At 33.1% G+C, this 23,897-nt stretch carries 20 protein-coding genes; 18 read left to right on the top strand and 2 right to left on the bottom strand.

Annotation, left to right across the window (positions count from 1 at the left end):
- Positions 1 to 355: 355 nt before the first annotated feature.
- On the bottom strand, positions 356 to 1,270 hold the full coding sequence (locus BUB48_RS13795) for a tyrosine-type recombinase/integrase (RefSeq protein ID WP_073026810.1): 915 nt from the start codon (positions 1,268 to 1,270) through the stop codon (positions 356 to 358).
- Positions 1,271 to 1,561: 291 nt separating this feature from the next.
- Here BUB48_RS13795 and BUB48_RS13790 point away from each other — a divergent pair, with 291 nt between their 5' ends.
- The 5 genes from BUB48_RS13790 to BUB48_RS13770 all read left to right on the top strand — a co-directional run bounded on the left by BUB48_RS13790 (position 1,562) and on the right by BUB48_RS13770 (position 6,906).
- Complete coding sequence (locus BUB48_RS13790) at positions 1,562 to 3,592, top strand: ATP-dependent nuclease (RefSeq protein WP_073026809.1); 2,031 nt, start codon at positions 1,562 to 1,564, stop codon at positions 3,590 to 3,592.
- Positions 3,593 to 3,610: 18 nt separating this feature from the next.
- Positions 3,611 to 3,880, top strand: a complete 270-nt coding sequence (locus BUB48_RS13785; RefSeq protein ID WP_073026808.1) for a hypothetical protein — start codon at positions 3,611 to 3,613, stop codon at positions 3,878 to 3,880.
- A 344-nt stretch (positions 3,881 to 4,224) separates the two neighbouring features.
- Positions 4,225 to 5,742 carry an IS21 family transposase gene (istA, locus tag BUB48_RS13780; RefSeq protein WP_084524657.1) on the top strand — a complete coding sequence of 506 codons (1,518 nt, stop codon included), beginning with the start codon at positions 4,225 to 4,227 and terminating at the stop codon, positions 5,740 to 5,742.
- Complete coding sequence (istB, locus tag BUB48_RS13775) at positions 5,736 to 6,461, top strand: IS21-like element helper ATPase IstB (RefSeq protein ID WP_073026806.1); 726 nt, start codon at positions 5,736 to 5,738, stop codon at positions 6,459 to 6,461. Before istA ends, istB begins: the two co-directional genes overlap by 7 nt.
- Positions 6,462 to 6,654: 193 nt before the next feature.
- The gene (locus tag BUB48_RS13770; RefSeq protein WP_242944227.1) at positions 6,655 to 6,906 is read left to right on the top strand and encodes a hypothetical protein; all 252 of its coding nucleotides are present in this window, start codon (positions 6,655 to 6,657) and stop codon (positions 6,904 to 6,906) included.
- Positions 6,907 to 6,985: 79 nt separating this feature from the next.
- Here BUB48_RS13770 and BUB48_RS13765 read toward each other — a convergent pair whose 3' ends face one another.
- Complete coding sequence (locus BUB48_RS13765) at positions 6,986 to 7,177, bottom strand: ribonuclease BN (protein WP_073026804.1); 192 nt, start codon at positions 7,175 to 7,177, stop codon at positions 6,986 to 6,988.
- Between the two features lie 217 nt (positions 7,178 to 7,394).
- On the opposite strand from BUB48_RS13765, the gene BUB48_RS13760 reads away from it, so the two are divergent.
- The 13 genes from BUB48_RS13760 to BUB48_RS13700 all read left to right on the top strand — a co-directional run.
- Positions 7,395 to 8,252, top strand: a complete 858-nt coding sequence (locus BUB48_RS13760) for a heteromeric transposase endonuclease subunit TnsA (protein WP_073026803.1) — start codon at positions 7,395 to 7,397, stop codon at positions 8,250 to 8,252.
- Positions 8,233 to 10,392 (top strand): Mu transposase C-terminal domain-containing protein, encoded by a 2,160-nt coding sequence (locus BUB48_RS13755; protein WP_084524653.1) that lies wholly within the window; start codon positions 8,233 to 8,235, stop codon positions 10,390 to 10,392. The genes BUB48_RS13760 and BUB48_RS13755 overlap by 20 nt, the downstream gene beginning before the upstream one ends.
- A complete protein-coding gene (locus tag BUB48_RS13750) occupies positions 10,370 to 12,061 on the top strand; it encodes an ATP-binding protein (RefSeq protein WP_242944226.1) in 1,692 nt (563 codons plus the stop codon). Before BUB48_RS13755 ends, BUB48_RS13750 begins: the two co-directional genes overlap by 23 nt.
- Positions 12,055 to 13,767: a TnsD family Tn7-like transposition protein gene (locus BUB48_RS13745; protein ID WP_073026801.1), complete on the top strand. Its 1,713-nt coding sequence runs from the start codon at positions 12,055 to 12,057 to the stop codon at positions 13,765 to 13,767. The genes BUB48_RS13750 and BUB48_RS13745 overlap by 7 nt, the downstream gene beginning before the upstream one ends.
- A 413-nt stretch (positions 13,768 to 14,180) precedes the next feature.
- Positions 14,181 to 15,044 (top strand): hypothetical protein, encoded by an 864-nt coding sequence (locus tag BUB48_RS13740; protein ID WP_175548430.1) that lies wholly within the window; start codon positions 14,181 to 14,183, stop codon positions 15,042 to 15,044.
- Between the two features lie 28 nt (positions 15,045 to 15,072).
- Positions 15,073 to 15,666, top strand: coding sequence for a hypothetical protein (locus tag BUB48_RS13735; protein ID WP_073026799.1), 594 nt, complete (start codon positions 15,073 to 15,075; stop codon positions 15,664 to 15,666).
- A gap of 74 nt (positions 15,667 to 15,740) precedes the next feature.
- The gene (locus BUB48_RS13730; protein WP_069195164.1) at positions 15,741 to 16,547 is read left to right on the top strand and encodes a Shedu anti-phage system protein SduA domain-containing protein; all 807 of its coding nucleotides are present in this window, start codon (positions 15,741 to 15,743) and stop codon (positions 16,545 to 16,547) included.
- Between the two features lie 867 nt (positions 16,548 to 17,414).
- On the top strand, positions 17,415 to 18,041 hold the full coding sequence (locus tag BUB48_RS13725) for a hypothetical protein (RefSeq protein WP_073026798.1): 627 nt from the start codon (positions 17,415 to 17,417) through the stop codon (positions 18,039 to 18,041).
- A 268-nt stretch (positions 18,042 to 18,309) separates the two neighbouring features.
- Positions 18,310 to 18,681 carry an SHOCT domain-containing protein gene (locus BUB48_RS13720; RefSeq protein WP_073026797.1) on the top strand — a complete coding sequence of 124 codons (372 nt, stop codon included), beginning with the start codon at positions 18,310 to 18,312 and terminating at the stop codon, positions 18,679 to 18,681.
- Between the two features lie 623 nt (positions 18,682 to 19,304).
- Positions 19,305 to 20,711 (top strand): sigma-54 interaction domain-containing protein, encoded by a 1,407-nt coding sequence (locus BUB48_RS13715; RefSeq protein ID WP_175548429.1) that lies wholly within the window; start codon positions 19,305 to 19,307, stop codon positions 20,709 to 20,711.
- A 217-nt stretch (positions 20,712 to 20,928) separates the two neighbouring features.
- A complete protein-coding gene (gene brnQ, locus BUB48_RS13710) occupies positions 20,929 to 22,227 on the top strand; it encodes a branched-chain amino acid transport system II carrier protein (protein WP_073026796.1) in 1,299 nt (432 codons plus the stop codon).
- A gap of 35 nt (positions 22,228 to 22,262) precedes the next feature.
- Positions 22,263 to 23,465 (top strand): trans-sulfuration enzyme family protein, encoded by a 1,203-nt coding sequence (locus tag BUB48_RS13705; RefSeq protein ID WP_073026795.1) that lies wholly within the window; start codon positions 22,263 to 22,265, stop codon positions 23,463 to 23,465.
- A 117-nt stretch (positions 23,466 to 23,582) separates the two neighbouring features.
- Positions 23,583 to 23,897 (top strand): hypothetical protein (locus tag BUB48_RS13700; RefSeq protein ID WP_139249998.1); only part of this gene is annotated, 315 nt, incomplete at its 3' end.

The following is a 23,897-nucleotide window of genomic DNA, read 5'->3' as shown; positions in this document are numbered from 1 at the left end:
ACTATTATTTTTATATATAATAAAATATAAAAGTTTGTCTGGATATTCAGTAAAAGTATAAATAATAAATATATAAATATTTCTTATATGATAGTGTATAAATTAAAGTTACTTTGGTTACATCCTTGGTATCACTATGTTTGGCATAGTTATAAGGGGTTAAAATTTTGGTTACATGGTAAATGTTTAGAGGTTACATCGTTTAGTTCTAATAGATAGGACTGAAGGGTGTACAATTAAAATATAGGATTACTGTTTCTAAAGTATATAATACTAAAAATATTTAAAAGAGTGGCAGATTCAAGACAACCACTCTTCTATAAAAGGTTGTGAGTAGCAAGTTATTAGTAAGTGACTAATCAATATCATTCGTTATTTTGGTTACGGCATCCTGTTTGCGTTTTTCAGTACTTGGTATGTACTGAATTGTAGTTTGTACGGAACTATGCCCTGCTAGTTCCATAGCCGTACTGATATCTGAGACTTCTAAAACTTTTGTTAAGAAATATCTTCTTGCCACGTGAGGGCTAATTTCAGGAAAGCCTGCTTTCTTTCCATGCTTTTTAAGAATTTTATTAATGCTGCTGCGGCAGGCCTTGGAAGAACGTTCTGTGGTAATCAGGTATGGAGAGTAGATGCCTTTGGCTTTACGATATTCGATGTAATCGCTTATAACCTGCCTGCATGTGGCGTTAAGTGGTATCTCCCTATATTTCATACCCTTACCTGATTGGACCTTTAGTGTACCACTGCGAGGGTTAATCACAATGTCATCAACTTTAATGTTTATTAGTTCCGATACGCGGACTCCTGTTAAAAATAACAAAAAGAAAATGACTTTTTCTACTTCTCTGCCATAGTGCTCAAATTGCCTGCGCAGCCGTTTAAACATCAAGTCGTCAATTGTAACCCGTTTAGGAGGTGACTGCATTCTTATCTTTCTTATTTTTTCTACAGGATTTGTAGATACAATGTTTTCATTGGTGAGATATTTATAGAATTCATTTAGCGTAGAAATGCGGTTATTAACTGTATTGACAGACAGGTTTTTAACGTTTAACAGATAGTTTCTATATTCTCTTACATCCAAAGGGCTTATTTTCCGTGGGTCAAAGTTTTCAGCAAAAGTTTCCGTAATATATTCTGCAAAAAGGCGAACATTGATACAGTATGTCTCACAGGTTCCTGCACTTTTGTCATTTTCTAATAGGTGTTTTCTAAAGGATTGAAGCAACTCTTCTATATTAGTGATATCAAAAATATCCTTCATATGTTCATTAAACTCCTTTCTGTGATTTACAAAAAATTATAGAAAAATAAGGTCTATGGGTTCAAGTTAAGGTTGAAAAATGAGATATATTTTTTTGTAGCCAATTTTTTTAGTGTTAATTAGATTTTTAAAACCTATAATGGTGTCGTGAGAGATTGGATTAATGAATATTGGCTACTAAAGAGTAGTTTTGTCGACAGGTTTTGTTGAAATATATGGAAATATATAATATACTTTATTTGGAAAGGAAATTATAACAAGTTGATTTTTAAGGGGTAAAGGGGGATAAGTATGTACATAAGCAAATTACATATTAAAAATTACAAGTCTTTCTTAGATTCAGGAGATATTGATTTAAAAGAAGATATTTTTGCTTTTATAGGTCAAAATAATACAGGAAAATCAGCAATTTTAGATTCAATACAAGCATTTTTCCCAACCAGTAAAAAAGGAATTTCAGGTGAAGATTTTCATAAAGGTACTAAGGAAGATATAGTAATAGAATTATGGTTTAAAAATGTTGATGAATCCTATTTAGAGGCGAATATTTATAAGGATAAAATAGACAAACAAAATGAGAAGATAAATGAGGCGTATGATTTATACATTAAAGAAAATACAGATGCTAACTTAAAAAAGTATGAGAAACAGAAAGAGAAATTAATAGAAATTAAAACAAAAGAGTTAAATGAAGCGGTAGAGAAATATGGAATAGATAACGAAGAACTCTATATAAAAATGGTCGCTAAAAAAGGCAGTAGTATCAGTAAAAAATATTACAATAAAAATGATGAAGAATTAAAAGAAGCAGATTTAAAGAAAATACTTCCTCAAATCAAAGTAATACCTGCTTTGCGTGACCCTAAAAATGAAAGTACAGCAGGAAATAATTCATATTTAAAAGATTTAATACAGATGTTAGATGATGAATCTAAAACAGATATTATTTTAAATGATAAGCCTCTTACATATAGTGAATTAAATCATGTATTATCTGAAGAAACTAAAAAAAGATGCAATGCTTTAGCAGAAACTATTACTTCTTATTATAATGATGCAATTGGTAGCAAAGATTTTAAAATAGTTATAGATGCTTCTGTTAATATATCTAAAGGGACTCAATATACTACTACTATTATAGATACAACTACTGGAATAATGAATGATATACTTAATTGTGGGACAGGTTATCAGAGTATGGTAATACTATCAATACTTGAGACATATGTACAAATTTCACAGTCAAATACACAGTATATTTTACTCATTGAAGAACCAGAAGTTTACCTACATCCTAAACTTCAAAGAAGAATGATAGATACTTTATTAAAGATTTCAGAAAAGAACCAAGTTATTTTTACATCACACTCACCAATAACGGTAAGTAAATTAGCAAGTAATAACGTAAAAATCGTAGAAAAAAATAACGGAGAGGCTAAAGTACTGCCAATAAGCCCGAAAAGAGTAATAGATGAATTAGGTATAAAGCCTGACGATATTTTATATAGCAAGGGAATTATCTTTGTAGAGGGTAAAGATGATATAGAAGTTATAAGTGAATTAATTAGAAAAATAGACGAAAGCATAATTGATAAAATAAATATTATACAAGCACACTCGTGTGAAAATTTAAAGTTTTATGCTAATGCTGAACTGCTAATAAACACTAACTTTAGTGTTCCTGTGCTAATTTTAAGGGATGCAGATATAAAGAAACCTGAGGTATTAAAGGATAATCTATATGAGGAAGTTGCCTTTACGTTATTAAATGAACCTCAATATGCAAACCTTGAAGAAAAAGAATTAGAATATAAAAAAGAAAAGTTAAAAGAAAGTATTTATGTTTTAAATGAACATTCAATTGAATATTACTTTGTTGAAAATAAATTTTTATCAGAATTTGCATCTGATAATATAGAACTTGAGTATGCAATAAAGTGTTACGAATGTCAGTATAGGAAGCAGTTGGAAGAAGCGATGAATGGTAAAAATCAAAAGAATAATTTCGAAAGTTGTTTCCAACCTAAAAGATTTTTAGAAGGATTCCCTGATGCGAAAGAGAGGGATAGGGAAAAAAAGGAAGAATCATTGAAGACTAGATGGTTGAAATTATCAGAATCATGTGAGTGCACTAACCATTACAAGATTGATAATTACCTTAAAGTTAGAGATGAAATTATTGCAAATATTAAGAAGTTTTATATAGAAGGAAACAATCTTTTTCAGTACATAATTAGGAATAACGATTTGGCAGTATTAAAGGAAGGAAAACTTAAAGAGATTATTGAACTGCTTGAAGGATTTATCGAAAAAATAAGGTAAATTGTTAGGAGATTTACTATGGAAATTATTTCATTTGATGAAATATGGAATAGAATTGTTTCTAATGAAGGACAAATCTTTAAAACAAAGACGGGAAAAGAGTTTATATATAGTGTGATAAATAATGGTATAGTAACGAATAGAACCAATTATATATTATCTAAAAATGACATCAAAAAGGTTTTTAATATAATGCCTGTTGAAGGTCCTGGCAGAATTAATGACTTAGTAAGAGGACCTGCTTATATATGGGCAATACTTAATGACAATAGGATAGTAAAAAAATAAAAACTTGAAAAAGAGTGGGGCTCTCCTTATATTATTTTAAATTTTTTAAATTAAGTTTTATATTATAAGGAGGGCTTTTAATATGTTATCAAAATCTGAAGAAATTTATAAGAAATTTAGTGAGAATGATATCGAGATTAAGATTCCAAAGAAACTGTTACTGATTTTATCGCAACAAGTGTTTGTTGCATAATAAAAATGGACAAAGTCGCAAACAAAAATTCCCCACTTTTGCAACAGTAAATTCCCCATAATTGCAAAAGGCCATTGAAGGCACCACACCAAAATAATATCCTTGTACATGAGCGAAAAACGTGTACAAGGAGGATTGGAGGATGCTATCAATGACCCAAATTAAGAATATCAGAAAAATGTATTTTGAGGAAGGAAAAAATATAAGCCAAATAGCAAGAGAAACCGGCCATGACCGTAAAACAATTAGAGAGTATATCTATAAAGATAACTGGAATAAAGGCCTGCCAAAAGTAACTAAAGGACTCGCTTTTACAAAACTGGAACCATTTAAAGCCGATATTGATGCCTGGCTTAATGAGGATAAAAAAGCCAGACGTAAACAAAGGCACACAGCAAAACGAGTATACGACCGGTTAGTAGAGAAATACAAAAATGATTTTAACTGTTCATATAGAACTGTAGCAGCGTATGTGGCTATAAAGAAAAAAGAAATCTTTAGTGAAAGAAAAGGCTTTTTGCCTTTAGAACATATACCTGGAGAAGCACAGGTGGATTTCGGGGATGCTGATTTTTATGAAAACGGCAAATTATATAATGGTAAATATCTAAACCTGTCATTTCCCTATAGTAATAAGGGGTACACTCAGCTATTTAAAGGTGAAAACCAGGAATGCTTATTCGAAGGTTTAAAAACGATATTTGAGCACATAGGTGGTGTACCCACAAGGATATGGTTTGATAATACAAGCACCATAGTTACCAAGGTAATAAAAGGTGGTGGCCGAACTTTAACGGATGATTTTTTGCGATTTATGGAGCATTATGGATTTGAAGCAGTTTTTTGTAATGTAGATGCCGGCCATGAAAAAGGCAATGTAGAAAACAAGGTAGGCTATCATAGACGAAACATGCTGGTGCCTGTACCACGGTTTGAGCGTTTAAGTGAATTCAACAAAGAACTTCTGGTTCGTTGTGAAGAAGATGCTAAAAGGGAGCATTACCGTAAAGAAAAAAACATAGAAGAACTTTTCAGAGATGATGTGGCAGCTCTTTTGGAACTGTCCAAAACAGGCTTTGACACGAGTAAATACATAACAGTAAAAACAAATGGATATGGCAAATTTTTTCTTAACAATGGATTGCATGAATACTCTGTATCTCCTAAATATGCGAACGAACACGTATTGGTTAAGTTGACTGCTTTTCATGTAATAATACTTGATGAAAACTATCGTGAGATATTACGTCACAAAAGGCTGTACGGTAACCATAAACAGCAAAGCATGCAGTGGTTGCCCTATCTTAACCAGCTGGCACGGCGTCCAGGTGCATTAAAATATACGGGAATATATCAGATGCTTCCACAGCCTTTAAAAGAATATATGGAAAGTGTAAGCAAACAAGAAAAGGGGAAGGTATTGAAAGCCATTGCTGATTTAACACAGAAAAGCGGCTTTGAAAAGGCAGTTGAGACTGTAAGTACCGCTCTGTCCTATGGCACTACTGATTTAGACAGCCTAATAAACTTACACAGTTGGCTCCACGAAAAAGTACTACAGGTTGAGCCTGTACAGTTACCGGAATATATACCGAAGTTAAAAAGATATGAGCCCAATCTTTTTACCTATGATAAAAGCCTTAGAAAGGCAGGTGCAGAAAGATGCTGACATCAGAAATTGCTACATGCTGCAAAGAACTTCGTTTAAGCCGAAATATTGTAGAAATGTCGAGTAAAATACAAGCAGACAGTCATCAGGAATATTTGCTTAAACTTCTCCAATCGGAGATTACACACCGTGAGAAAACGAGGAATTCTAAGTTACTGAAAAAGGCAGGTTTTTATACTATCAAGACATTTGATAGTTTCAGATTTGATGAGGTAACACTCCCTAGTGATATTACTCCGGAATACCTAAAAGAGTGTGAATTTATCAAAAACAAGACTAATATAGTCATGTATGGCAACGTAGGAACCGGTAAAACGCATCTTTCCATAGCCTTAGGTGTAGAAGCCTGCAGGAATGGTTATGAGGTAAGATTTTTCAGGACATCAGCGCTTGTAAACAAGCTTACAGAAGAAAAGAGAGCCGGAACATTATCTGGTTTTCTAAAAAAAATTAATAAATCTGACTTGTTGATTTGTGATGAGTGGGGATATGTTCCATTGGATCGGATAGGAGCACAGCTCCTATTCGAAGTAATATCCGAGCGTTACGAGAATAAGCCGGTGATTATCAATACCAACATAGAGTTTTCAAGATGGGTAAATGTATTTTATGATGAGCAGATGACAGGCGCAATTATCGACCGGATACTACATCACTGCCACATACTGCTATTTTTCGGCCAAAGCAATAGAATGCGGGAAGCCAGGTTGTACACGTAAATTCAGATATGTGAAACAACTAGGTTTACATAAAATTTCCCCACCGGTGCCTGGGGAAAAAAATTTGCAAAAGTGAGGAATTTTATCTTGCAAAAAACAACAAGTAAGCAGGCACTATGATATATTAAATGATGAAAAGGGAATTATAAATAATTTTGCAGTACGTGAAAATATAAATAATACAGAGATGATAATGACAAAATTATTTATTTTATCGGCTGAACCATATGGTATGAAGGAAGTTATATTATCAGTAAGTTTATCGGAGTTTCTAGTGCTTAGGGACATAGTATTTTGCAACTATACTTTAATACATTTGAAAACTAAGATAAATTTTCGTTTTCTAAAGGTATACAAAGAGTTCTTTGAACAGATGGAGGATATTTACGGCAAGTTAGATAGTGAAGAATTAGATGCATACTGGAATTTCATAAAAAATTGTTAAATTAATAAATAATGATATACCTCCAATTAAAATATAAAAGGCTTTGTTAGGAATGGAATCCTACCAATGCCTTTTTACGTTACTTTAATTTATTCTTTTTGAATATAGCCTCTGTTTTGGTGATAAAGGATAAAATCACAATATATGAAATTCCTGATAATGAGCCGATAATAAAACGAATGGCTATATTTTTTACGACTATAGAAAAAGGTATTAAAAATATGTTTCCAAAGATGAGCAATTTCACAGTTTTAAAAACACTAGGCCTCATTTTGAATACCTCCTTATATTAAGATAATACAGAATTTATCCAAATAGCATATATTATTTCAAGTGAGATTTTTACGTTTAAAATAAAGTTGTTTTATGTTAAAATAAAATACACAGCATAAATGGACTAAGTGCCATTGACACAGACATCTAATAAAAGGTGTCCTGGAGTCAGTGGCATTTTTTATTTCTAAACTCTAACTTACGGAGGTGTTTGCATGGCTAAAAGAAATACGAGTTGGGATACAAATAAATTAAGCAGATGGATAAAAGAAGGAAGGGGGCAGGGAGAAGGGAAGGAATATAAGCCATGGCTTACTATACAAGATTATCCTTCGATGGGAAGAGCAACAAGGATATTTGGGTGGACTACACAGCGAATACACCACTTCTTCTCTGACTCTCAATTGAAATACTTTTATCTATTAGACTGGGAAGAGAAGGTAGTAGATATTAGGGAACATTATCCGCTTTTAGACCTGGAAACAGTACTGGAAGATACGGCAGATTTAAAACTGGATAAGTTTATAGATAAGAAAACAAAAGAACCCTACATATTAACTACAACATTTTTAATTACGCTGTTAAATCCTGATGGACAAAAGAATTTCGCTGCAAGAAGCATAAAATATGCATCGGAATTATCAAAAAAGACTACAATTGAAAAACTGGAGATTGAAAGAAGATACTGGACTGCTAAAGGAATTAACTGGGGTATTGTGACAAATAAGGACATCAACGATGTTAGGGCAAAAAATATAGAGTGGATTCATTCGGCGATGACTTCCGATGACTGCAACGGGCTTTCTAAAGATGATTTTGATGAATTACTAGACGCACTTTTATATAGGCTTATAGATAATCAGCAGAATATCAGGAAAATTATATCAGAATTTGAAAAGGACTATTCTTTGGATGCGGGGGCAGGGTTACTGCTGTTTAAGCATTTAATTGCGGGAAAAAGGATAGCCCTCGATATGGATAAGCCTATCAATCTCAATGAGAGTGATTCTTCACTTCGCCTGCCTGAAATAAGCGGTAAAGGAGGGCATGAGGTTGCTAAAGTATACAGTTAATTCGCTAATCGAATGGAAGGATGAAAGTGAAAGTACCAGCATAGAAAGAGTACTTTGGATGGATGAAGAATTAGTGTATGTTATTGATGTTAATAAAAACAGCGCCCCATATCTGCGCAGTACTGCAGACATAGATAGTGCACTGATAGATGGAAGGGCAGTCATTAAAAAAGATGACACGCTTGCAGTTATATTAAAAGAAGAAGATATTCCAGAAAAACATAAAAAGATGAGGGACAATGCTTGGAAAGTGATTAAGGATATGGTGGCTTGCGAACCAGAAATTTTTGAGTCTCATTTCAGAAGGAAGGCAGTTCGTGAGGCTTCTAAAGCATATAACATTAGTGAATTGTGGGTGTTTGAGTATCTTAAGCGGTACTGGAAAAGAGGGAAAACACCTAATGCCTTAATACCAGACTATAGGAACTGCGGGGGAAAAGGTAAAGAGAGGAAGGCTGGAAATGCAAAAAGGGGCAGGCCAAGGAAGTATCAGGACATAAATGGAGAAGGGGTAAATGTAACCGAGGACATTAAAAGAATTTTCCGCATTGCTGTTAATAAATATTATTACACTGCAGCAAAAAACTCTCTTACGCTGACATATGAACTGATGAGAAAAGAATATTTTTCAGATGGCTTTAAAGAAGAAAACGGTGTAAAGATACCTGTCATAAAACCTCAATCAGAGATTCCGAGTTTTGGTCAGTTCAGATATTGGTTTGAGAAGGAGCGCAGTATTAAAAAAGAGATAACCAGCCGCTATAGCAACAAGAAATTTCTAAAGCAGTACAGAGCCATAACGGGCAGTGCTTTAAGCGGAGTAATACAGCCTGGAACTTTTGAAATAGACTGCCAGGTAGGTGATGTCTACTTAGTATCAAGGTTTAATAGAAACTGGGTCATAGGCAGACCTGCCATTTATGCAGTAATTGACAAGTTTAGCCGTATGATATGCGGAATCTATATAGGACTGGAGAGCGGTTCCTATACTGGTGCCATGATGGCGCTTTTAAATGCAACTATGAATAAAGTAGAATATTGCAGACAGTACGGTATTGAAATAGAGGAGAAGGATTGGCCAGTCCACTACTTACCAGAGGCTATTATTGCTGATAGAGGAGAACTGGAAGGAGGAAACATTGAAAACCTTATAAACATGCTGAATATAAAAGTGCAGAATACACCTCCATACCGTGCAGACTTGAAATCAGCGGTAGAACGGTTCTTTGGCCTTACCAATGAGAGAGTAAAACCATTTTTACCTGGTGCTGTAGATTTAGACGGCAGGGAAAGAGGGGACAAGGACTACCGATTGAAAGCAAAACTTGATTTATACCAGTTTACACAGATTATGATAAAGTGCATTTTATACCACAATAACTATTATCACTTAGATTACTATAAGCGGGACGAAATGATGGTGGAGGATGATGTCCCCTGCATTCCCATTGAACTTTGGAACTGGGGAATTGCAAACAGGGGAGGAACCCTGCGGAGTATATCGGAGGACATTGTTAAATTGGCCCTTATGCCTTCTGATACAGCGGTAGTTACTGAAAAAGGAATAAAATATAAAGATATGTATTATGCATCTTCGAACATGCTAAAAAATGATGTATTTGCAAATGCACGGACAAATGGAAGATGGAGAGTAAAGATAAGTTATGACACACGCAATATGAACTGTATTTATGTCTGTGGAGATAATCCAAATGAATATGAGAAATGTTTTTTAACAGAGAGCAGTACCAGATATAAAGATAAAGCAATTGAGGAAATAGAGTATTTGTTAGCGGTAGAAAGAATGCAGAAAGAGAAGAATAAGGATTCGGTGGCACAAGCAAAAACAAAACTGATTGCAGAAATAGAAGATATCGTAAAACAGGCTGACGAAGATTATAAAAGAGAGACAAGTACTGCAGAGAGCGACAGGCAGAGGGTAAAAAACATAAGGGGAAACAGGAAGATTGAAAAAACAGCAAGAAGGGCGGAAGAAGCATTTAAACTAGGAAATAACGAAGGAGATTATGACAGCAGTGTATTTAATGAAGAAGACTTTGAAGAAGGGATTAATACCCTGCAGTTGCTTTTTAAAAGGCAGAAGGAGGTGCTGAAGGGTGAAGAAGATAATAATTCCTAATGGCAGCATGGCAGAAGAGGCACAATATAAGGAACAGGTGATACCAGATTATCAGGATAATCCTTTCATAGAAGCACTTCCAAATCTTCTTTCTCCTCATAAAGTGGTAGAAAAACTGGCTTTTTATCCTCAATACCACCAAAATGAAAGGAAGTTGGACAGCCACTACAGAATTTATATGGTAGACAGGCTCTTTCAAGTCTTTCAGCCCTTACCAATGAATATAGAACTGGAAAGAAAGATATCACGTACCCTGCGTCAGGGGTATGTTTTCCGAAATCCGTTTGAAAGTAAACTGGCTCAGGGCTTTTGCAGAGACTACTATGGAACGAATCCTGTAAATCCAAAGGATGATGACGGATTTTATCCATCATCCTTTGGATTTACTCTTATAGGCATATCAGGATTAGGGAAGACATCTTCATTAAAGCGTATACTAAATATGTATCCACAAGTTATTGTTCATTCGGAGTATAGAGGCATCCCTTTTTCAGCGTATCAGGTAGTATGGGTAAAATTAGAGTGTCCTCATGACGGGTCTATCAAGGGATTGCTGTATGAATTTTTTTCAGAAATAGACAGGCTGTTGGGAACCAACTATTATCAAAAGATGATGAAAACAAGGGCAACAGCAGATGCAATGATGACAGTAATGAATCAGGTAGTAAGAAATTGCTCTTTAGGCTTATTAGTGATAGATGAAATCCAGCATTTAAGCATGGCTAAATCGGGAGGAAGCGAAAAAATGCTGAATTTCTTTGTGAACCTTGTAAATAATGTAGGGGTGCCAGTTATTTTAGTGGGAACCCCAAAGGCAGTTAAGGTACTTCAGGGGGATTTCAGACAGGCACGAAGAGGGTCAGGTCTTGGCGGCGATATGGTATGCGACAGGATTCAAAAAGATGAGGTGTGGGATTTATTAGTAAGTTCAATATGGCACTACCAGTGGACGAGGAAAGAAACTCCCTTTACTCCTGAAATAAGCAGTATTTTATATGAAGAAACACAGGGGATACCTGATTTATTAAAAAAAGTCTATGCCATTACTCAAGCCTACGCCATTTCATCAGGAAAGGAAGAGATAACTCCATATATTATTAGAAAGGTGGCCAAGGAAAACTTAAAATTAGTACAGCCAATGCTGACTGCTTTAAAGACTGGCAACATCAGAGAAATTGCTAAATATGAGGATATCTGCATGACAGGTATTGACTTCAATGACTTTTTAACCCGAACCAAAGAATCTATTAACCTGGATTTGCGGGCAAAGGAAATAAAGAAAAGACAGAACAAAATGAAGCAGGAAAACCTCATGGAGGAGAAAAAGGAAGCCGTATTAAAACTTGTTGATTTAGGAATGGATGCTAAGAAGGCACAGAAAATAATTGATACCATGCTTTCTCAAAATCAGGATGTAAGTGCAGAGAGCATGGTGGAAGATGCGATGGCGCTGCTTAAAGATGAAGGCATGAAGGAAGAGCCAGAGAAAAAGGGAATAAGGAAGGTAAAAGGAAGAAAGGAAAAACAGAGTACGGCAAATCCGCTTGATATCCGGACTATTGTTGAACAGGGGAAAAAGGATAATAAAAGTGCCTATGAGTCCTTAAAAGAAGCGGGATATATTATAAGTTTTAAAGATGATATTTTTTCCAGGGAGGTGGTATGGTGAACTTTTTTCCTACACCATATCCAGACGAACTTTTATACAGTACATTGGCACGCTACTGCATGAGAAGCGGGAATATAAGAGAGATACATAATTTTGAGGATTTATTTGGAACAAGGAACTGTATAGCAGCAATGGAACTGCCTACGCAACTGGATGCGTTAATCAGAAATATGCCTGTAAATACAAAGTATACAGCAGAATACTTTATCTATAAGCATACCTTATTTCCGTTTCTTGCAGCATTTATTCCCCAAAAGCGGGCTGATAAAATAATAGAGACAATGAGAAATGGTGAGGGTGCTGTTTCCTACATAAGAATAGGTTTAATATCAAATTCCATTACCTTAAATAAGTATTTTAGATTTTGCCCTGAGTGTTTCAAAGAAGATATAGAAACATTTGGGGAACCATACTGGCACAGAAGCCATCAAATTACAGGGGTATTTGTATGTCCAAAACATAAAATGCCCCTTTATAATAGTACAGAACTTATTAGAGCAGGAAACAGACAAAGGTATATTGGCGCATCTCATGGGAACTGTATAGTAGAAAAAGAAATAAGTTATTCAAATGATTTAATGAAGAAGATGCTTTGGATGGCAGAGGATGCAGAAATACTTTTAAACAATCAGTTTGGATTTAAGGAGCCCGAATGGTTTAGAAGTCAGTTTCGGGTTAAGTTGGTTGAAAAAGGCTATGCAAGAATGAACAACTATATTCATCAAAAGAAGTTAAAACAAGACTTTGTGGACTTTTACGGTCATGAATATTTACAACTTGTTCAATCTCCTGTATTAAATAATAGTGGAGGTTGGCTATCAGATATGGTACGAAAAAATAATAGAATAACTTATACAGTAAGATATCTATTATTAGCGAGGTTTCTTGGCATTTCAGTTACTGATTTGTTTAATACAAAACTTGGTTTTAATGATGAAGATGAGAATAATATTGATGCGTATCAGGAACTGTGGGACCAGAGACTGATAGAACTTGCCCAGTCAGGATTATCTATAAGAGATATAGCAGATATTTTAAAAGCATCTACGAAAACAATAAGAAAAGCGATTGATAGGTTAGGGATTGAGCCATTCTGGAAGTATAATGGTGGAGGAAAATATCTCCACCAAAAATATACTGATACTGAAGAATTTAATATAAAACGAGAAGAATTCAGGAGAAAATGGCTTCAACTTCACGTCCAATATCCCGATAAAAGTAGTAATAAGATAAGAAGAAATAATGATGGATTGTATGCCTGGCTAAAAAAATATGATGGTAAATGGCTGGAAGGGAACTACCGTAGGATAAAAACATCAGTAAACACTGTTGATTGGGCTAAAAGAGATGCTGAATTGCTTCCAAAAGTTAAGGAAGTGATAAAAGAAATGAAAGAAGGCAAGCCTGAAAGGATAACTTGGACAACTATAGCGAGCAAATTAGGGATTAGTGGATGGCTTTCTAAGAAGAAAGAGAAACTTTCGTTGACAAGGGAATATATAGATTCTGTAGTTGAAAGTATAGAAGAATTCCATATAAGAAAAATTAAATGGGCTGTAGAAGAACTAGAAATGCAGGGAAAAGAGATTACGTTATGGAATTTAGCAGAAACAGCAGGGATTAAACCGAAGTATATGAAAGAAATTTATAAAGAAATTGAACAGGTATTAAATAAGAAGGGATATGATTGTAATTTTAAATGGTAGGAAAAGAGTCATTGTAAGGATAAAATTCCTTAATGTGACTATTTTTATAGGATTAAATAATAGATTTATTTGATAGCAAATAAAGGAAATTAGGAATAAGTGACGAATATTTTTACATAGATATGTTACAATCTACTTGTAAATACACAGAACTAATACCTTGAGCGAGGATTCTAATAGACCTTGCGAGAACCATGTTAATTCTAGTATAGGCTTAAAGGAGGGATGTCTTATGAAATTAAATAGTATATTTAATATTATTAAATTCCATAGATATGTAGGACTCTCTATAAACCTTGGTATAATAAGACTGAACTTTGCTTGGGGTTCTCGCTAAAGGTATTACTATAAAATAGTTATGAATTAAATAAAACTTTTATTTTAATGTAAAAAGTTTTAAGGGAATGAGAGAGATGATAGGTAAATGTGCATTATGTTATAGAGAAAGAGAACTCCAGTTAAGCCATATTATTCCTAAATTTGTAATCAGATATTTAAAGAAAACATCTGTTGGAAATATTAGAAGAACTGATAATCCTAATAAGGTTGTGCAAGATGGAGAGAAACACTATTTATTATGTAAAGAGTGTGAAGAGAGATTTAATAGTGCAGAAACACTTTTTGCAAGTAAAGTTTTTTATCCATACTTAAAAGAAAATAAAGAAGAATTTGAATATGATGAATGGCTTCATTATTTTATTACGTCAGTGAATTGGAGAAATTTATATTTAGATATAATTGATTTTGTAAAGGCCGGAGATATTCAAATTGATGATTTGCAAGTTCTTATAGATAGTGAAAAGATTATGAGAGATTATCTTATGAAAAAAAGAAATGATATAGGTAATATTAAAAATCATATATTTTTCTTTGGTGATATTAAAGAGGCATATAAGGAGTTCAAAGAACAGAATCCCCATGTTGCTTTTAGCAGAAGTGAAGGGGGCTATACATTTTATAATTCTAAAAGAAAAACATATATGAGTATATCAAACCTTATGGGAATAATTCTAATTACAATTTACAGAATGCACCGAGAAGAATATTGGGAAAATACAGAAATATTTAATTGCAGAGGAATAATTAGAGCGAAAAATCAGTATATCAAAAGTATAGTTGGACAAGAGTTCTTTGAATGGATAAAAGAAATGAATGAATCACAGTTGAAGTTAAATTTACATCAGAAAGAAAAAATTGCTAAAAATATAATAGAAAATAAAGAGGAGTTTATAAATAGCAAGATGTTTAAACAGATGATGAAAGATAGAAAATTATAATATCCATTTTATATATGGAGGGAGATGAATGGAAGTAAAAATACATCCAAATGAAGATGAAAAAGAATTTTTAACTATAGGATATAATAGGTTTTATGACTTATTTGAAGAAATGATGAATGATGAGTTTTGGTTTAAAGAAGATGAATACCGACTTTTTAAAATAAAAGAAATCTTTGCAACGTATTTTGAACTTTTGAAATATCCACCTATACAATGGGTTATCAAAAATCAAAAAAGACCAAATTTTAGTGATGTAGGTAAAGACTTGTTTAAATTTATTAGAAACGTATTATTGCATTTTCCATACTTTGATAAATGGGATGATATTTGGGTTAAGAAATCGCTAATTACTTTGTATTCTAATAAACCACAGTTTATAGACCGATTTCTAACGAAATATGAATTTAGAGAAGAATTTAAATATAGGTTTTGGGAACAAAAATATAAAAGAATGACGTACATAAGTATTAATTTCCCTACAGAATATAGTATGAATAAAAAAATCTTTCTTAAAGATATTTTAACTGAAAAAGATGGGGTAAAGTTTTCACTTGTTTTTATGTATAACGTTTTAGAGACTCAAGTTGATAGAAATAATGTTAATCTAGAAATTAAGTAAGTTAAAAACTTAAATAACAATAGATTAGTACTTCATATGATTAAATAATATAAAATTATATTAGGAGAATAACTATGAGAATTTACAATAGAGATTATACTAAATTAACCGAAGATGAAGTAAACGAATGGGAAGTATTGAGGCAAAAAGAAGTAGTAAAATCTAGTGGGAAGTTGAATTTTAGAAAGTCAATGTTTAGAAAATATCCAAAAGCAGTCAGACATTATTTGAGTTTATTTCCTAATAATTATTTGGATATAGAAGATTTAAAAGATGAGGATATGCTTAAAGCCCTTATTTCTAATTTCTGTGATTTTTTGGATAATGATAATATTATCGAAAGAGATATTGCAAAATTTATTAAAGATAATAAAGCCTATTTTATAATTGCTTCAATTTTAAAATCAAATTATAATTTTGGACATCATGATGCATTTATTATACCAGAGTTTATGTTAGGTAATTCATATAAAGTAGATTATTTACTTATAGGCAAAAATTCAGGTGGATATGAGTTTGTTTTTGTTGAATTAGAAAACCCATATGGAAAGATTACTTTAAAGGATGGAAGCATAGGCGATGTCTTTAGAAAGGGTATTAAACAGATAAATGATTGGGACGAATGGCTTGAGGCAAATTATATATCACTCAGGGAAACTTTTCAAAAATATAAGCATCCAAATGAACAGTTACCTAATGAATTTATTAGCCTTGATAAAACAAGAATACACTATGTGGTTATTGCTGGAAGAAGAGATGAGTTCAATGAAAGAACATATAAGGAAAGACGAAGATATTCAGATAAGCAAAAAATTCTTTTATTGCATTATGATAATTTATGTGATAGTGCAAAAAGTCTAATTGGTAAGCCTACTTATTAAAAAGTAATTATCTTATTAATGTATGTAGTTACAAAATTGACTATTGCTCCTTAAGCCCTTATCCCTTATCCCTGTATCTATGTATAACCTAAATAAACTCCTATCATTTTGCAAATTATCGATAGGAAGAAAATAAAGTTCTTGCAGGAAACATGGTTTATTAGGGAGAAGAAAAGCCCTGTAAGCCATTTTTTTTGTTTAGAAGTTTTAAGGGATAAGGAACAAGGAATAAGGCTAAAAGCCAGAAAAATCAATGGATTAGAAGATTGAATGGAAAAGAAAATGGAATGAAAAATGGGTAAAATCTCTCCTTAACCCTTCCCCCTTAACCCTCAATCCTAAAAGCACTTTATTTTCATTTTTTGCCCTAAAAATTGAGGAATGAAAGGACTTTAGGAAGTAAGGAATAAGGAAAAAGGAATTAAATGGGAAATTGGAAGAGAATAACAAGCCAGTATTTTCAAGGGTTTGAGGGGTGTTGGTGAAAGGAGTTTATTTGAAAAAGGAAAGGAGTTTGTTTGGATTACATAACTTGTTGTCACCATAAAATAAAGTTCTTCAATAAGTAAATATAAGCTTTTCAAAACAGGAGGTTTAATTCTAATAAATCTCCTGTTTTTTTATTCATTTTTTACTCTTCAATATCTTGTATATATGGGCTTTTTTCTTGTTTCATCCTTACCTCTAAAATATTATTTTTGTCCCAGTTCTATTAATAACTTTATTTTAAGTAATTGATGGATAAGTCTTAATTGAATCAATGTGAGAATGGCTAAAAAACTTTTTTAAATTATAAAGACCTAATAGTAAAGGAATTTAATATATAATATAGTTATTAGTAAAAAAAGTTTCATAAGGAGGGATTTTATGCAGATAGAATATATTAAGAATATTTTAGAAGAGATTTTTTATAGGAATAAGAATCTTGAATATGGATATATTTCGGAAATTAAAGAGTTTAAAGACATAAAGAATTATGTGAGTGATATTAGTAGAGAACTAGAGAAAGGTAATAAAAGAAGGTGGATAGGGGCTATATATAAATATATTTATGAACAACAGTTAGGTTTTTCAGATTATAAGAATTATGACGAAATAACCAATGATAACGGTGTATATGTTATTGCAGATTATGAAGGTAATGTTTTATATATTGGGAAGTGCGATAAAAAAGATTATGATGTGTTTACTAGATTGTTTGACCACTTGGTCCCTGAATTATCTGAAAATTATCCTTATGGACAAGTTTATAACAACACTCCAGAGATATGGAATAATGAGATAATTAAAAGCAGAAATCTAAAAATTTTTATATGTTCCAATATTAACTTTGACCCTGAATTGTTGGAAGTATATTTAATTGCAAGATACAAGTTAAAATACGGATATTATCCAAGATACAATAGAGAAACAGCAAGGCCATTTGCGAGAAAACCGCTATTTGACAGCATCATAGTTTATACGGATTTTATTATGGGGATTATAGATAAATGATAATTATCAGGGAGTTTTTACTAAAGTGATTTTATTCGATTTGCTTCTTGTGTTTGCACAAAATCCAGATAATAGGGGATTATGAATAAATAAAAGGTATTGCCAAATATGGTAAATTTCATTTACTATAAAATAAGATTGTATTGCTAAAAAGTAAAAGGAACAAGAGAAAGCAGTAGAGACATAAGATTTTATAAAATTGATGATGACAGTGAAGTGTTTGTCAATAGATGTAAGCTTAGAATTTTAATTTTGAGGAGTTGGATATATGCCCAAAAGAGTAAGAGTTAAACCAAGTAAGCCATCATCATTATTTGGCATGATAGCAGGTATTATTTTTGTGTTTATTGGATTGTTTGAAGCTATTTCCAATTTTGGTGCCTTCGGTGTGTTCTGGACTATTATTGCAATTATTATAACAGTATATCAAGCCTACAACTTTTTTGCAGATAAAGGGGTTGCCTCATGGGAGATAGATATAGATAATGGATTCAATGAAGAGAATAATATTCAGTCACCATCTGTAAATGATGATTTCGAAATAAGGCTTAGGAAATTAGCTAGGCTTAAGGATGAGGGTTTGATTACTGAAGAGGAATTCCAGAAAAAGCGTGAAGAAATTTTACGAGAAAAGTGGTAAAAGCTGAAATTATCGGAATAAGACTCATTGACTTAGATAAATAATCTGGCACTGCATGTGGGAGGAAACTCCAAACAGAAATGATAAAGAGTGGATATAAAATAGTTCATGTTTAAAAAAGATTATCCATTAATAAACGAGAAGTATTTCATGGAAAGGATTTTAAAATAGACATAATATTGATAGGAAACATATTATTTGGACGGGTGGCAGTTATAAATGATGGCGATGGAATAAAAGTCAATAAGGTTGTTACAGCAGGCATGGTTTATTATGGATGAGGAAAATCCTATGGACCATGTTTTTTTATGCATTTTTACATATATACCATGGGATGTGGATACTTCACCAAAACTATATTGTGTAAAATAAAGGTATATAGAACACGTTTGGTAGAATATTGTGTATTTGTAGAATATTAAAAGAATTTGGCGATTGTTGACGTTTTACAACAAGTGGAAGGTATGATAAAAAATATACAGAAATATAAATAAGAATTCATAAAGAAGCTTATGCGGAATTATTCGTAAAATATTATATACTCTTATTGATATAATATTTCTTCATATTGGAATCGTATTACCCAGCTTAATAATTAAACCAAGTAGATAAGGAAGATGTATATGGGAATTATTGATACTGATTATGACAAAAAAGAGCTTAACGGAATAGGTTTTGAAAGATTTAAGACCTTGGCAGATTACGACAATATAGTTATTGTTGATAAGCAAGGTATTGTCATATTTTATGATTTTGCAGATTTAAATCAGATTAAACTGTTATCAATTAATCCGGAAGAAATGGTTGGCAGCAAAATAACCTCTGTTTGGGCCGATTTGACCGATGAGAATAGCACATTGATGACGGTGCTGAGGACTGGAAAGGAAATACTTAACAATAAGCAGGTACATAAGACTAAAGGCGGAAGGATTGTTTATACATTAAACTCGGTATTTCCTATCTATGGCAATGGAGAAGTTTTGGGAGCTGTTGAATTTAACCGTTTTTATTTTAGAAAAGAAGATATTAACTTGATACAGAATTATTCTCCCCATAGAATTTTTAGAAAGAACAATACAATCTATACGATAGAGAATATTATTTCAAATAATCAAGAAATGATAAAGATTAAAGAGCAAATTAAAAGAATTTCAAAGACGGATTCCTACGTTTTGATATATGGGGCAACGGGTACCGGAAAAGAGATGGTAGCCCAATCAATTCATAACCTGAGTGACAGATATAACAAGCAATATGTTTCCATAAATTGCGGAGCCATACCTGCGACCATATTTGAGAGCTTGATGTTTGGAACCGTTAAAGGTAGTTTTACCGGGTCAGATAATACTGTGGGATTGTTTGAAGAGGCAAACGGCGGAACTTTGTTTTTGGATGAGATTAATTCCTTGGACATAAGCTTGCAGAGCAAGTTGTTAAAAGCAATAGAAGAGAAGATGATAAGGAAAATCGGCGGAAACAAATATATTCCCATTGACATCAGGGTTATAGCTGCAACCAATGAAGATCCGGAGAAACTTGTACAGGAAGGCAGACTTAGAGAGGACTTGTTTTATAGGCTTGGTGTGGTACAAATTGATTTACCGCCTCTAAAGGAAAGAAAAGAAGATATCTATCTATTGGTTAAAAACTTTATAGATTTTTACAATAGGAAAATGAATTTTACCATTACTGACATACAACAGGAAGTATTGGATAGATTCATTGAATATGATTGGCCCGGCAACATAAGAGAACTGAAAAATGTGATTGAGTATGCTTACAACAATGTAACATCTTCGGAAATAACATTAAATGATATTCCAAAGAGAATACGAAATTATATGGGTTCAGACATAAGAATCCCTGAAAAAACTAAGAATAATCTTAATGATATGGTTGAAGAATACGAAAAGCAGCTTATTATAAAAGAGCTGGCCCGCACCGGCAATAAAAAGGCACAGGCAGCCAAGAATCTCGGCATATCCAAACAACTATTAAATTTTAAGCTTAAAAAGTATAAATTAGAATAAAGTAAAAAATATTTTACTAAATAGTAAAATGTAATTTTACTAAAACCTCATAAAAAGCCAGTTAATTTATCTTAAACGGGTAATTAACTGGCTTTTTAAATTTTGGCGCGATAATTGCTATTTATGAAAGTGTGAAATTTAAAGAGCAATTAGAAAAAGGAGGTGCAATTTTTAATATCTTTTTTATCAAATTAAATATTTTAAGAGGTGATTTGGGATGAAGAAAAATTTTAAAGACGGTGTGGTCATTGGATTGGCCCTCTTTGCTACCTTCTTCGGAGCAGGCAATTTGATCTTCCCGCCATTGTTGGGGTTGCAATCGGGTACAGATTGGCTCAAAGGTATTATAGGTTTTGTTGCTTCAGGAGTTGTATTACCAATATCAGCAGTATATGCGATATCCTATGCAGGGGGATCTGTAGAAGAGATGACTAATAAGTTGCATCCAAAGTTTTCTGAAATAATGCTATTGATAATTATGTTGTTTGCAGGATTCATAGCAGTACCTAGAACAGGTGCAGTTGCATATGAATTAGGCATACAGGCAATAGTTAAGTCTATACCTTCACCGGTCTTTATCATTCTCTATTTTGCTTTAACATACTACTTTGTAAATGATAAAAACAATGTAATAAATAAGGTTGGATCCATTTTGACACCGGCACTGGTTATTATACTTGTATTTATTATTGTTAAAGGTGTCATTGCTCCAATAGCAAAACCAATTGATACTGAAATAAATGGTGCATTTGCAAATGCATTCTTAGGCGGATATCAAACCGGCGACTTGCTTGTAAGCTTCATGGTTGGAGGCGTGTTTATAGGAGATATTGTCAGAAAAGGATATAGCTCAGATAAAGAAAGAAATAGGATGATAGCCTTTGCAGGAAGTATAGCATTTATACTACTATTTATAATCTATTCCGGGTTATTGTATCAAGGCGCTACAGTTAGTGGCATATATCCTAAAGATATTGACAGGTCTGAATTATTGCTTTCAATAGTCAACAGTTTATTAGGAAATGCAGGTCTATTTGCATTAGGTATTGCAGTTACGCTTGCTTGTTTAACAACTGCTATTGGAGAAATAACAGCTATCGCACAGTTTTTTGATACATTTACAAAAGGGAAATTGAGTTATAAAAAATCAGCCTTATTGTTTTGCATTATAGGAGCTGCCATAGCCTTATTGGGCGTGGACAGAATAGTATTTATTTCAACACCATTGTTTTTGGGATTGTATCCAACATGTATTGTATTAGCCTTTGTTGGCTTATTCCATAAATATATACCTAATATAACTTCCTATAAGGGCGGTGTACTGTTGACACTTATAGTTAGTTTAATCGAAGCATTTAATTCTGTAGTAAATATACCATTTCTATCAACAATAATCGGAGCCATTCCATTGAGTCAATATGGGTTTGCTTGGATACTACCGGCAATAATGGGATTTATAGCAGGTGGAATCATTGGAAAAATGAAAGAAAGCAGCAAGGAAATAATTACAAATTAATAACAATATTTTATAAGATATGGGAGGAATCACAAATGGAAAACATCAAGAAATTGGGATTTGATACTCAAATAGTACATGCAGGTAATGTTATTGATCCTGTTACAGGATCTCTAATAACGCCCATCTATCAAACATCTACCTATGTATTTAATAATGCAGAAGAGGCCGCTGAAAAATTTGCCAATAAAGGTGAGCCTGGTACTTATCTATATACAAGAATTGGCAGTCCTACACAAGAACAGCTTGAAAATAAATTGGCCATTCTTGAAGGTGGAGAGGCAGCGCTGGCATTTTCATCAGGTGTAGGAGCAGTAACTACTACAATATTGACTTTATGTAGTCAAGGAGATCATATTGTTTCAGCAAATTCTATTTATGGTTCAACCTTTTCTTTCTTTAGAAATCATTGTAAGAGATTTGGCATAGAAACGACTTTTGTTGATGCAACAAATACTGAAAACATAAGAAAAGCAATGAGAAAGGAAACGAGGATTGTATATATAGAGACTCCTTCTAATCCGGTACTCTCATTGGTTGACATAGAGAAAGCAGCTAAAATTGCCCATGAATATGGCGCTCTATTGCTTGTAGATAGTACCTTTGCTTCTCCATATTCACAAAAACCATTGAAATTAGGTGCTGATATTGTAATCCATAGCGCAACAAAATTCATAAACGGTCATGGAGATGTTATTGCCGGAATCATCATTGGTAAAAAAGCTATATTGGATAAAGTTAGATTTGACGGGATAATGGACACTACCGGTGCAGCTATGAGTCCGTTTGATGCTTGGTTAATAATCAGAGGCATGAAAACTCTTGGTGTCAGAATGAGAAGAATAACAGCCACCGCATTTGAAGTTGCAAAATTCTTGGAAAAACATCCTATGATAGAAGCAGTTCATTATCCAGGCTTAGAAAGTCATCCACAGCATGAATTGGCTAAAAAGCAAATGAATGATTTTGGTTCCATCGTAAGCTTTGAGGTTAAGGGTGGCGTTGAAGCAGGAAGTCAACTGATGAATAACGTAATGGTATGTACATTAGCTGTTAGCTTGGGAGATGCTGAAACATTAATAGAACATCCTGCATCTATGACGCATAAGCAACTATCAAGGGAAGAAAGGTTGAATGCGGGAATAACAGATGGCCTTGTTAGATTATCTATTGGTTTGGAAGATGCTGCAGATATCATCAACGACCTAGACCAGGCACTAAGAAAAATAAAACTATAATTAGAACTAAGGGATAACTAAAGATGGCTCTGAAGGATACTTGTACACTGATTATCATAAAATAGGTAGGGTTACCCCTACCTATTTTAACTTAGCAAAAGAATTGGAGGATAAAAGATGGCAAGAAAAATGAAAACAATGGATGGTAACACCGCTGCAGCATATGCATCCTATGCTTTTACAGATGTAGCTGCAATATATCCCATTACACCATCTTCAGACATGGCAGAACATGTAGATGAATGGGCGGCTAATGGAAAGAAGAATATATTCGGTCAGGAAGTATTGGTAACAGAGCTTCAATCTGAAGCCGGTGCAGCCGGTGCTGTTCACGGAGCACTGACAGCAGGAGCTCTATCCTCTACCTATACCGCAAGCCAAGGATTGCTCCTAATGATTCCCAATATGTATAAAATAGCAGGAGAGCTTCTG

This window comes from Lutispora thermophila DSM 19022 (assembly GCF_900142105.1).
Lineage (GTDB): Bacteria > Bacillota > Clostridia > Lutisporales > Lutisporaceae > Lutispora > Lutispora thermophila.
This window is presented reverse-complemented; position numbering and strand designations above follow the sequence as displayed.

What these genes read in the sequence shown, in the direction of transcription:
- BUB48_RS13795 (WP_073026810.1), bottom strand. Translation starts at nt 1,270, where the DNA reads ATGAAGGATATTTTTGATATCACTAATATAGAAGAGTTGCTTCAATCC.
- BUB48_RS13790 (WP_073026809.1), top strand. Translation starts at nt 1,562, where the DNA reads ATGTACATAAGCAAATTACATATTAAAAATTACAAGTCTTTCTTAGAT.
- BUB48_RS13785 (WP_073026808.1), top strand. Translation starts at nt 3,611, where the DNA reads ATGGAAATTATTTCATTTGATGAAATATGGAATAGAATTGTTTCTAAT.
- istA (WP_084524657.1), top strand. Translation starts at nt 4,225, where the DNA reads ATGACCCAAATTAAGAATATCAGAAAAATGTATTTTGAGGAAGGAAAA.
- istB (WP_073026806.1), top strand. Translation starts at nt 5,736, where the DNA reads ATGCTGACATCAGAAATTGCTACATGCTGCAAAGAACTTCGTTTAAGC.
- BUB48_RS13770 (WP_242944227.1), top strand. Translation starts at nt 6,655, where the DNA reads ATGACAAAATTATTTATTTTATCGGCTGAACCATATGGTATGAAGGAA.
- BUB48_RS13765 (WP_073026804.1), bottom strand. Translation starts at nt 7,177, where the DNA reads ATGAGGCCTAGTGTTTTTAAAACTGTGAAATTGCTCATCTTTGGAAAC.
- BUB48_RS13760 (WP_073026803.1), top strand. Translation starts at nt 7,395, where the DNA reads ATGGCTAAAAGAAATACGAGTTGGGATACAAATAAATTAAGCAGATGG.
- BUB48_RS13745 (WP_073026801.1), top strand. Translation starts at nt 12,055, where the DNA reads ATGGTGAACTTTTTTCCTACACCATATCCAGACGAACTTTTATACAGT.
- BUB48_RS13740 (WP_175548430.1), top strand. Translation starts at nt 14,181, where the DNA reads ATGATAGGTAAATGTGCATTATGTTATAGAGAAAGAGAACTCCAGTTA.
- BUB48_RS13735 (WP_073026799.1), top strand. Translation starts at nt 15,073, where the DNA reads ATGGAAGTAAAAATACATCCAAATGAAGATGAAAAAGAATTTTTAACT.
- BUB48_RS13730 (WP_069195164.1), top strand. Translation starts at nt 15,741, where the DNA reads ATGAGAATTTACAATAGAGATTATACTAAATTAACCGAAGATGAAGTA.
- BUB48_RS13725 (WP_073026798.1), top strand. Translation starts at nt 17,415, where the DNA reads ATGCAGATAGAATATATTAAGAATATTTTAGAAGAGATTTTTTATAGG.
- BUB48_RS13720 (WP_073026797.1), top strand. Translation starts at nt 18,310, where the DNA reads ATGCCCAAAAGAGTAAGAGTTAAACCAAGTAAGCCATCATCATTATTT.
- BUB48_RS13715 (WP_175548429.1), top strand. Translation starts at nt 19,305, where the DNA reads ATGGGAATTATTGATACTGATTATGACAAAAAAGAGCTTAACGGAATA.
- brnQ (WP_073026796.1), top strand. Translation starts at nt 20,929, where the DNA reads ATGAAGAAAAATTTTAAAGACGGTGTGGTCATTGGATTGGCCCTCTTT.
- BUB48_RS13705 (WP_073026795.1), top strand. Translation starts at nt 22,263, where the DNA reads ATGGAAAACATCAAGAAATTGGGATTTGATACTCAAATAGTACATGCA.